7 protein-coding genes are annotated in these 10,008 nt (G+C 72.2%); 3 read left to right on the forward strand and 4 right to left on the reverse strand.

Translation table 11 applies throughout. The features are described 5' to 3' along the window. Positions 1-8: 8 nt before the first annotated feature. The 4 genes from ACWGIG_RS32540 to ACWGIG_RS32555 all read right to left on the reverse strand — a co-directional run bounded on the left by ACWGIG_RS32540 (position 9) and on the right by ACWGIG_RS32555 (position 7,574). A complete protein-coding gene (locus tag ACWGIG_RS32540) occupies positions 9-1,778 on the reverse strand; it encodes a cellulase family glycosylhydrolase (RefSeq protein ID WP_453325284.1) in 1,770 nt (589 codons plus the stop codon). A gap of 43 nt (positions 1,779-1,821) precedes the next feature. Further along, entirely contained in the window at positions 1,822-3,330 is a 1,509-nt protein-coding gene (locus ACWGIG_RS32545) for a glycoside hydrolase family 43 protein (RefSeq protein ID WP_453325285.1), read from the reverse strand. Between the two features lie 97 nt (positions 3,331-3,427). Further along, complete coding sequence (locus tag ACWGIG_RS32550) at positions 3,428-5,569, reverse strand: glycoside hydrolase family 36 protein (RefSeq protein ID WP_453325286.1); 2,142 nt, start codon at positions 5,567-5,569, stop codon at positions 3,428-3,430. Positions 5,570-5,585: 16 nt separating this feature from the next. After that, on the reverse strand, positions 5,586-7,574 hold the full coding sequence (locus ACWGIG_RS32555) for a beta-galactosidase (protein WP_453325287.1): 1,989 nt from the start codon (positions 7,572-7,574) through the stop codon (positions 5,586-5,588). A 314-nt stretch (positions 7,575-7,888) separates the two neighbouring features. Here ACWGIG_RS32555 and ACWGIG_RS32560 point away from each other — a divergent pair, with 314 nt between their 5' ends. The 3 genes from ACWGIG_RS32560 to ACWGIG_RS32570 all read left to right on the forward strand — a co-directional run bounded on the left by ACWGIG_RS32560 (position 7,889) and on the right by ACWGIG_RS32570 (position 9,966). Then, positions 7,889-8,677, forward strand: coding sequence for a helix-turn-helix transcriptional regulator (locus tag ACWGIG_RS32560; RefSeq protein WP_453325288.1), 789 nt, complete (start codon positions 7,889-7,891; stop codon positions 8,675-8,677). A 108-nt stretch (positions 8,678-8,785) separates the two neighbouring features. After that, complete coding sequence (locus tag ACWGIG_RS32565) at positions 8,786-9,643, forward strand: phytanoyl-CoA dioxygenase family protein (protein ID WP_453325289.1); 858 nt, start codon at positions 8,786-8,788, stop codon at positions 9,641-9,643. Continuing rightward, positions 9,640-9,966 carry a hypothetical protein gene (locus ACWGIG_RS32570; RefSeq protein ID WP_453325290.1) on the forward strand — a complete coding sequence of 109 codons (327 nt, stop codon included), beginning with the start codon at positions 9,640-9,642 and terminating at the stop codon, positions 9,964-9,966. The genes ACWGIG_RS32565 and ACWGIG_RS32570 overlap by 4 nt, the downstream gene beginning before the upstream one ends. The last annotated feature ends 42 nt before the right edge of the window (positions 9,967-10,008 follow it).

The raw sequence follows: 10,008 nt of genomic DNA on the forward strand, positions 1-10,008 counted from the left end.
GCGGTCGGTCAGGGGGTCTTGACGGTCGTACCGGTGACGGTGTCGCCGGACTTCGTGATCTTGTACTTCGCCTTGGCGCCACTGTGGAAGTGGAACGTCAGGACCGCCGGGTCACCGTCGCGCAGCGTCTTCAGGAACCCGGGGGTCAGCGTGATCGCGTCCTTCGGGTAGTCCGGCGAGAAGGCCAGGTTGAACTCCTGGAACGCGGTCCAGTCGGTCTGGCCGGCGTTGCTGCCGTCGCCGTACGTGGCCTCCATGGCCGCCAGCAGGTCACCCTGGAACTTCGTGGGAACGGCGAACTCGGTACCCGTGCCCGTGGCGTTGGCAAGGGTCGGTCTGTCGTAGGTGACCACGTCGATCTGCCAGGGCAGCCCCCGCGAGAACCGGGCCTGGAGCGTCGCGTTGACCCCGTACTTCTGGTTGCCGGTCAGCCGGGTCAGCGCCTGCTTCGTGAAGGTGATCCGGTCCTCGTAGAGGGTGTAGTCGCGGCCCTCGGCGAGCTGGGTGTCACCGTGCCACACGCCCCGGAACCTGGTGCCGTTCGGGTTGAGGGTGAGTGACTGGGGGATGATCGGCTCCGCCTTCTCCACGAAGACCTTGTCGAAGGAGGCCGTGCCCGAGCGGGTGGTCCAGCTCGACCTGATCCAGGCGAACAGGGCGGGGTCGCGCCACTTCAGGGCGGCCCGGTCCAGGTAGGCGAAGGGGTCCCACAGGGCGGTGGTGACGCCTGCCTGGCGCGCCGCGTGCCCGAACTGCTCGTAGTACTTCAGTGCCTCACCGCGCTCGATGCGGTCCGGGTGGTGGTGGTCGGGATAGCTCAGCAGGCCGTACTCGCCGAGGTAGACCGGGATGCCCTTGCTGGTGAAGGTGTGGCGCATGCGGGCGAAGGCGTCGGTCAGGTCGTTGCGCGCCGCGTCGTCGTACCGGTAGCCGCCCGCGACGTTCACGCTGAACGGGTACCAGCTGTAGTAGTGCACGGTGGCGACCAGGTTGCTGTCGCGCAGCGACCTGATCGTGGTGTTCAGGTTGTCCATGAGTGCCTGGGACGGAGTGGCGTACTCCGTGGTCAGCACGAGCAGACGGTCCTTGTTCGCGCCGCCCGAAGCGCGGACGACCTTCTGGAACGAGGTGTTCAGCTCGTTCATCAGCTCGGCCTTGCGCGCGGCGGTGACCTTGCCGAAGACCGGTTCGTTGATGCCTTCCAGGAGCAGGGTGCGCGGCGCGGCGCGGAACGTCGCGGCGATCTGGGTCCACAGGGAGTCGAAGCGTGCGAGCACCTGGTCGTGGTCCGTGGTGGAGATCTTCTCCAGCCACTGCCACGAGTCGTGGTGCACGTTGAGCACGACGTAGAGGTTCTCGGCGATCGCCCAGTCGACGACCTGCTTGACGCGGTTCATGTACGCGGCTTCGACGGCGAACGGCGCGGTGGCCGACTGGTGCGCGCTCCAGGTCACCGGTATCCGGACGCTGCGGAAGCCCTCCGCCCGGACGGCCTTGAACAACTCCCGGGTGGCCTTGGGGTTGCCCCAGGACGTCTCGTCCGGAATCGCGTCCAGGGTGTTGCCCAGGTTCCAGCTGGGCTGCATCGCCGCGACGGCGTCCATGGCGCGGGCCGGAACCTTGACCGCGGCGGGGGCCTGCTGCGCCGGGGCGTCGGGCGCGGCGCTCGCGCTGCCGCCGGAGGTCAGCCCCAGGACGACGAGCAGCGCCATCAGCAGGGCGGCCGGCCGCCCGGAGCCGTGGGCGCGAGGGTGTGCGGGTCTGGACAGGTGCTTCACAGGTCGTGCCTTTCGGTCGGTGGTGGCGGTGTTCCGATCCGGTTCAGCCGTCGAGGGGCTCGTAGTCGAACCAGTCGAAGTGCAGGGTGCCGTCCGCGGCGTACATGCCGATGACGCGTCCGGTGAAGCCGCCGGCGACCTCGGTCGACAGATAGCGGCCGTCGAGGTTCGCGAGCTCGGTGAACGTGCCGTCGGACTGCTCGAAGCCGAGGGAGACGACGTCGGGTCCTGTGCACGGCCCGCCCTCGGGCGGCAGGGCGGTCGTGAGGGCGAGGACCAGCGGCCCGGCGGGCGCGGGCCGCTCGGCCACGACCGTGCTCAGGGAGCCGACGCGCGCGATCACCCGCACCTGGGCGCCGGAGGCCTCGATCGCGTAGTGGTGCTGCTCGTCCAGCCGTACGGCGAGGCCGCCGCGCCCCTCGGCGGGGTCGACGAGGGTGCGTACCCGGCACGCCCGGTGCTGCTGGCGCCGGCCGGTGAACACCACGTCGGGCTCGTCGAGGGACGCGCCGCGCGCACGGAGCGTCAGCCATCCGGGGCGCTCCTTGGTGGAGCAGTGCGCGACCGGCCGGTCGCGTACGGAGATCCAGGACGGCCGCAGTTCGGCGAGCTCGAAGTCGTCCCGCCGCTCCTCGGGCGGCCCGGGGAAGAGCGGCCACGGGAGCTCGGGCAGCTCCAGGGCGACCTCGCCGACGACCGGCCAGTCGTCCACCCAGGTCACCGGGGTCAGGAAGGTCTCCCGGCCCAGGACGTGCCAGCCCGGGGTGCCGCCGCCCGGCCGGACGCCGAGCAGCACCATCCACCAGGAGCCGTCCGGGCCCTGGACCAGGTCGGCGTGCCCGGTGTTCTGGACCGGTCGGTCGGTGCCGCGGTGGGTGAGGACCGGATTGCCGGGGCACGGCTCGAACGGACCGGCGGGGGAGAGGCCGCGGGCGATCGACACCCCGTGGCCCCGCTCGGTGCCGCCCTCGGCGATGAGCAGGTACCAGTACGCGCCGATCCGGTACAGGTGCGGCGCCTCCGGGGCCTTGGCGTCCGGTCCGCCGGCCCAGAGCTGGTGCGGGCTGCCGAGCGTCCGCCCGGTGGACGGGTCGATGCGGACCTGCCACCCCCCGGCGACCGTGCACCAGCAGGTGCCGTCCTCGTCCCAGGCCAGGTCGGGGTCGATGCCGGGCACGTCGGGCGCCAGGACGGGATCGGACCACGGCCCGGCCGGGTCGGTGGCGGTGACGATCAGATTGCCGCCGCCCTCGCTGCAGTTGGTGACGATCAGCCAGAAGCGGCCGTCGTGGTGGCGCAGGGTGGGGGCGTAGATCCCGCCGGAGGACCACGCGGAGGACAGCGGCAGTTGTTCCGGCCGGTCCAGGACGTTGCCGAGCTGCGTCCAGTGCACCAGGTCGCGGCTGTGGAAGAGGGGTATCCCGGGGAAGTACTCGAAGCTGGAGCAGGCGAGGTAGTAGTCGTCGCCGACCCGGCAGACGCTGGGGTCGGGGTGGAGGCCGGGGAGCACGGGATTGGTGGGGCGGACGTCCGGCTGGTGAGAAGGGGGCACGGGGGTCTCCCATCGGTCGGTGATGCGTGTACGGGCCGGGTCGGTGAGGTGACGCGCGTACGGGTCGGTGATGCGGTCAAGCGGGAGCTGCGGCGGTTCAGGGAGCCGTGATGTGGAGCAGGACGGCGGACGGCGCGGTCGGCAGGGTCACGCTCAACTCGGCCCGGCCGGGCGTCCAGACGCAGTCGACCCGGCCGGCCGAGGGATAGAGCAGGTCGACACGGGCGGCGCTGTCTCGCAGGTGGGGCAGGCGGAGTGTCGCCGTGGCATCGGTTCCGGGGCGGCGCCAGGCCGTGAGGTAGGTGGTGGTGGGGGTGCGCAGGGCCAGGGCGACCCAGGGGTCGTCCCAGGCGGGCAGGCCCAGCGGCCAGGACGGCACGGCCTGCGGCAGGTCACCGCGGACGGCCTTGTACACCGCCACCGCCTCGTGGACCAACGCCCTTGCCTCCGGCCCGAGTTCGGGAAGGCGGCCGGAGAGGTGGATTCGCCCCAGGAGTGCACTGGCCATGGTGAAGGCCACCTCGTCGAGGGAGTCCTCCGGCTGCGGGTACGCCCACACCGCCCCCTGTTCGGGAGTGACGGCCGTGGGCGCGGAGGCCGCGACGGGGGCGTAGTGGTGGAGGTTCTGCTGATCGCTGGTGGACTGCAACTGCATCCGGGACAGCAGGGCGTCGTCCCAGCGCATGCCGCCGGACGCGCAGTTCTCCAGGACCAGGTGCGGGTACCGGTCCAGGACGCCGTCGAGCCAGTCGAGGTGCGCCCGGTTGTGGCCGAGCAGGCCCGCGCCCGGGGTCTCGCCGGGGTGGGCACTGGTGCCGGAACCGGGGTCGACGTTGTGGTCGAGCTTGAGGTAGCCGACACCCCACCCGCCGACGAGGCGGTCCACGACCTCGTCCAGGTGAGCGCGGGCGGCCGGATGGCGCAGGTCCAGATGGTGCCGTCCGGCCTCCGTGACGCGGATGCCGTCACGGCGGAAGAACGCCTCGTCGGGCAGGGACTTGGCCATCGGGCTGCGTACGCCGACCATCTCCGGCTCCAGCCACAGGCCGGGAACCATGCCCCGGTCCCGGATGCGGTCCAGCACCTCGTGGATGCCGCGCTCCCCGGGGAACCGGGAGGCAGCCGCCTCCCAGGCGCCGACGGCGTTCCACCAGCCGCCGTTCTCGTCGTCGTACCAGCCCGCGTCGATGACGAAGTACTCCGCGCCCGCGTCGGCCGCGGCCTCGATGTGCGGCAGCAGCTTCTCGGTCGTGGGGTCGCCCATCAGGCAGTTCATGTAGTCGTTGAAGACGACGGGCAGTCGCTGGTGGTCGGCGTGCGGGCGGCGCTGGACGCGGCGGTAGCGGGTCAGGGCGGCGAACGCGGCGTCCGGGCCGCCGTCGGCGCCGAAGGCGAGGGCGGCGGGCACGGTGCGGAACCCGGCGCCGGGTTCGAGGAGGTGGCGCCAGCCGTGCTGGATGTCGGTGGGGCCGAACAGCGCCGCGTAGAGGGCCTGTTGGTGCTCCTCGCACTCCCAGCGCCAGCCTCCGCCGTTGTGCTCGATCTGCCACACCCAGGTGCGGCCGGTGCGCCGGTCCGTCCACCCGCCCATGGGGAGACGTCCGCAACTGGACCAGGTGCCTTGCCCGTTGAGGCTGAATCCGGCCTTGCCGTGCGAGACGCTCACCCGTCCGTTGCGGTCCTGTGTGCTCAGGCGCATCGGCTGACGCTGCCAACGGCATTCGGCCATCCAGTCGTTCTCCGCCCACAGCAGGTCCGCGTCGTCGACGGCCGCCGCGGTCCGCGGGGCCAGGCAGCCCACCGCGAGCGAGCTGACCGACTCCAGGTTCAGTGCGGTCCGCCCTTCGTTGCGCAGGGCCACCTCGCTGCGGAGCACGGGGACGCCGTCCGGCGACCGGTACGTCACCTCCGCGACCAGCCCGGTCCGCGGCTCGTGGAGGTGCACGCTCAGTACGTGCCAGTCGCCGTCCCGGCTCGCGCGGTGGCTCCGGTACCGCAGCCGTCCGCCGAGGTCGGTGCCCACCAGGCGGTCGCCCGACCAGCCGCGGCCGTGGCCTGTGGCCGTCACCTCCACCAGGGGCAGGTACGCACCGGGGCCCGACTGCGCCTCGCCGGGCTGTCCGATGTGGGTGAGGCGCGGGCAGCCGTCGTCGAGGGTGATCTCCAGGTGGAGGGCGTCGTGCCCCCACAGGAAGACCTCTTGCTCCTTGGCAGTGTCCTGCTCGGTCATGGCGGTCATGGCGTCCCCTTCGAGGTCAGTGCCCGCGCAGAACCGCGCAGCCGCCGGCCGGCAGTTCACGTACGGGGGCGTTGGTGAGCAGATCGTGGGCGGGCTCCGGCAGGGGCACGGCCACGGCGGTGTGGTTGATCAGGACCTGCCAGCTACGGCAGTCGGACGAGCGGCGGGTGACGGCCTCGACACCGGCCGGAAGGCCCGGCACCTCGGGCGCGACGCCGGCCTCCCTCAGCAGGCGGCCGACCAGGGCCGCGTACCCGGCGTCGTCCAGCCGGGTGGACAGGTACCAGCCCTGCCCGCTGCCGGAGCGGTGCCGGGTGAGCGCGGGCCCGCCCGCGAGCATGCCGTGGGTGTACGTGGCGAGGGTCTCCGCGCCCTCGGTGCGCAGCGACTCGCTCCAGACCGTGCCCTGCGACCCGTCCGACAGGACGATCCGCTGGTCCTCCCGCAGCGGCCGGGGCTCCTCGACGCGGATGCCGAGCGCCTCGCGCAGCGGTCCCGCGGGACAGCCGCCGAGCCTGGCGTGCATGCGGTCGTCGACGGAACCGGCCGCGTGCTGGACCAGGAGCGTGCCGCCGCCCTCGACGTAACGGCGCAGGTTCTCGGCGCCCTCGTCGGACAGCAGGAACAGGGCCGGGGCGACGACGAGCCGGTAGCGGCCCAACTCGTGCTCCGGGCGGGCGAAGTCGACGGTGAGCCCCGCGTCCCACAGCGCGCGGTGCGCCCGGACGAGTTCGCCGTGGTAGTCGCCGAGACGGGAGGAGGGCAGCCCCTCCACACCCAGCGCCCACCAGGCGTCCGGGCTGTCCAGCACGGCCACCGTCCCGGCGGCCGTCGACCCCGCCAGCTCGCCCAGCCGGGCGACCGCCTCGCCCAGCTGCGTGACCTCGCGGAAGATCCGGCTGTCCGGGCCCGCGTGCGGGACCATCGCCGAGTGCCAGGTCTCGGCGCCGGCCCGGGACTGCCGCCACTGGAAGAACAGAACCCCCTGCGAACCGCGTGCGATGTGGCCGAGGGAGTGGCGCAGGATGTCGCCGGGCTCCTTGCCGAGGATCTGTCCGCCGTCGTAAACGGTGTTGGTGCCCTGCTCCATCAGCAGCCAGGGACGTCCGCCGCCCAGGGAACGGGTCCGGTCGGCGTGCACGGCGACACTGGCGGCGGCGTCCAGGCCGGGGGAGCTCGGATACTGGTCGGAGGTGACGACGTCGAGTTCGCGGGCGAACTTCCACAGGTCCACGTTCTGGTACGCGGGCAGCATCAGGTTGGTCGTCACCGGCCGGTCGCTGTGCGCGCGGATCGCGTCGCGCTGCTCGCAGTAGGCGGCGATGATCTCGTCGGACCAGAAGCGGCGGAAGTCCACCGCCTGGCCGGGGTTCTTGTGCCACTGCGACGCGCGCGGCGGCAGCACCTGCTCCCAGGAGGTGTAGTGCTGGCTCCAGAAGGCCGTCCCCCAGGCCGCGTTGAGGGTGTCCAGCGAGCCGTGGCGCTGTCGCAGCCAGACCCGGAAGGCGGCGGCCGTGTGGTCGCACCAGCAGAGCGTGGCGTACTCGTTGTGCACGTGCCACAGCGCGAGGGCGGGGTGGTCGCCGTACCGCTCGGCCAGTGCGGAGGCGATCCGGCGGGCCGCGTTCCGGTAGGCGGGCGCGGCGAGGCAGTACGTGTTGCGGCTGCCGTGGACGTGGCGGGTGCCCTCGGGGGTGACCGGGAGCGCGTCGGGGTGGGCCAGGGTGAACCAGGGCGGCGGGGAGGCGGTCGGGGTGGCCAGGTCGACGGCCACGCCGTTCGCGTGCAGCCGTTCGACGTGCGCGTCGAGCCAGTGGAAGTCGTAGCGCCCTTCCTCCGGTTCGAGCAGGGCCCAGGAGAAGATGCCCACGCTGGCCAGGTTGACCCTGGCCCGGCGCATGAGCTCGTCGTCCTCCTTCCACACCGGTTCGTCCCACTGCTCGGGGTTGTAGTCCCCGCCGAAGGCGAGACCGCCCAGGTGGTCGGTGATGCTGCGAGCGGTCATGAGGGCTCCTCGGGTGGGGAGTCGAGTGGGTGGCGCCGGCGATCTGCCGGGGCGGGGCCGGTGGTGAGGGGGAGGACGTGGCGTGTCGAAGCGCTTCACCGACAGGCGCAAGTTAACGGTGATGTTTCACGTAAAACAAGAGTCTGTAATGCGCGAAGCTGTATGTACTGGTCACTTGTCGATCTGTCAGTGCACGAGGCATCGTTGAAGCGCTTCGGTGCTTTGCTTCGAACCGGGTGTGAGGCGCACGTGCGACCCTGGAACGGGCGGCTCCCTGTGCGCCCCTGTCCGCCCCACCTCCCGACCGAGGCACCGTGACCGAACTCCCGCCCGCCCAGACCTCTCCCGTCCGGCTGGACGGTCCGCCCGGCCTCGCGGCCGTCGGCATCGGCGTCCACGGTCCCGCCGGGCACGTGGACGAGTTCCAGCTGCCGCACCTGTGGCAGTTCCACCTCTACGGCTACGAGGCCGACCTGACCGTGGGCGGCGTCGAGCACCGGATCCGCCCCGGCACCGTCAGCCTCGTGCCGCCCGGAACGCCCGTGGTCTACCGCTACCGGGGCCGCTCCGAGCACCTCTACGTACATCTGCGCCTCGGAGCCGCAGGCATCGCCCGCGAGGTGCCGAGGGTTCAGCACGCCGGCCCGCGGGTCGCCGTACTGGAAGCCCGGTTGCAGCAGGCGCTGGCCTCCTGGCCGCAGACCCCGGGGCGGGCGGTGGCCGAGGTGTGGGCCGCGCTGTGGGCGGTGGCCGACATGGCACCGCTCCGGGACGGGGGTGCGCGGGTACTCCCTCCCGCCGTGGCCGCCGCGGTGGCCCTGATCGAGGCCCGGCTGGCGGAGCCGCTCGCGGTGACCGACCTCGCGAAGGCGGTGGGCATCTCGCACAACCACCTGACCCGCCTCTTCCGCAGCGCCACCGGGGAGACCGTGGTCGGCTACATCCGGGCCCGCAGGATGGAGCGGGCCCGGCACCTGCTGCGGGCCAGCACGCTCTCCGTCGCCGGGGTGGCCGCCGCCGTCGGCATCCCCGACCTCCAGGCGTTCAACAAGGCCTGCCGCCGGGAGCTGGGGGCCTCCCCGCGCGCCCTCAGGGCCGCGTAGAGCAGAGGCCGCACCCTGCCCGGCGCACCCCCGCAGGGTGAAAATCGACCACTGGTGGGTGAACGGGGCCCACGCGCTCCGCGGGCGTCCGCTCCTAGCGTGTGCCTCATGACGCACACCGAGGAACTCGTGAAAGCCGAGGAGTCGCCCCGACGGCAGGGCGGCACACTGCTCAGTTCGGTGCAGATGGCGCGCTTCGTGGCGAGCGGATCGCTGCGGCTCGACGCGGTGGTCCCGGCGGAGATGAACGCCGAGGCCCTGCACGTCCTGGCGGACGGAATGCCGTCGGTGCCGTACGGAACACCGCTGTCACAGGCCTACGCGCCGGGCTCGTTCGCCCGACGGCTGCTCGAACTGCCGCCGGTGTCAGGCGCGTTGCACAGTCTGGTGGGGCCGGAGCCGGCCGTGGACCACCACGCCGTGCACATCCGGGAGCCGCACGGGGGCGAGGCCCAGCCGCTGCACGCGGACGCCGTCATCGACATACGGCCCGACGCGTTCGACGTCCAGCTGATGTACTACCCGCAGCAGGTGACCCTGGACATGGGCGGCACGCTGAGCGTGCCCGGCAGCCATCTGCGGCGCACCAACGAAACCGACACCGGCCGCTACCAGAACCTGCGGGGCCAGGACCGGCTGGTCTGCCCGGCGGGAACCGTGGTGTTCCTGCACCACGGACTCTGGCACGGGGGCCGCCGCAACGACAGCGGCATCCCGCGCTACATGTTCAAGATCCGCTTCAACCCGACGGTGCGCCAGCGCCTCCTGTGGGACGTCACCGACCTGCACGACCCCCAGGTGCGCGACGCACTCGACGCGCACTTCCCGTGGTACGAGCAGGCAGGCGGCCGTCTGGAGCGGTACAACCGGGTCCTGCTGTGGCGCGAGCTGACCGGTGACCAAGGATTCGACCTCGACCACTGGGTGACCAGGGTCGCCAACCGCCCCGAGGTGGACGCCACATGACCGTCGACACGACGACCCCCGCCGCCGCACAGGGGGCCGGCACCCCCGTCCTGCGCCAACGGGTGCTGGTGCTGTACCTCTCCACCTCGGCCCTGGACTCCCCGGTCATCGGCTGGTCCCGCTACGACGGGACCGGCCGCACCTCCCCGACCACGGGGGACAGCGACGAGCCGCCGTACGAGACGGGCGTGGCGGCTCTGCGCGACGGCTGGCGCCTGATCCAGGCCGCGCAGCTGATCCCGTCCGGGGCGGGCAGCGAGTACGACGTCTCCTTCCTCAAGCACGAGTTCTTCTTCGAGCAGATCGTGGACGTGCGGGCGTAAGCGCTGGGCCTGGGAGGGGCCCGGCACGCACGGTGCCGGGCC

This window comes from Streptomyces sp. NPDC054863 (assembly GCF_053610825.1).

Bases quoted from the DNA above. Each gene is read 5' to 3' on its own strand.
- ACWGIG_RS32565 (WP_453325289.1), top strand. From the start codon at position 8,786: ATGACGCACACCGAGGAACTCGTGAAAGCCGAGGAGTCGCCCCGACGG.
- ACWGIG_RS32555 (WP_453325287.1), bottom strand. From the start codon at position 7,574: ATGACCGCTCGCAGCATCACCGACCACCTGGGCGGTCTCGCCTTCGGC.
- ACWGIG_RS32570 (WP_453325290.1), top strand. From the start codon at position 9,640: ATGACCGTCGACACGACGACCCCCGCCGCCGCACAGGGGGCCGGCACC.
- ACWGIG_RS32550 (WP_453325286.1), bottom strand. From the start codon at position 5,569: ATGACCGCCATGACCGAGCAGGACACTGCCAAGGAGCAAGAGGTCTTC.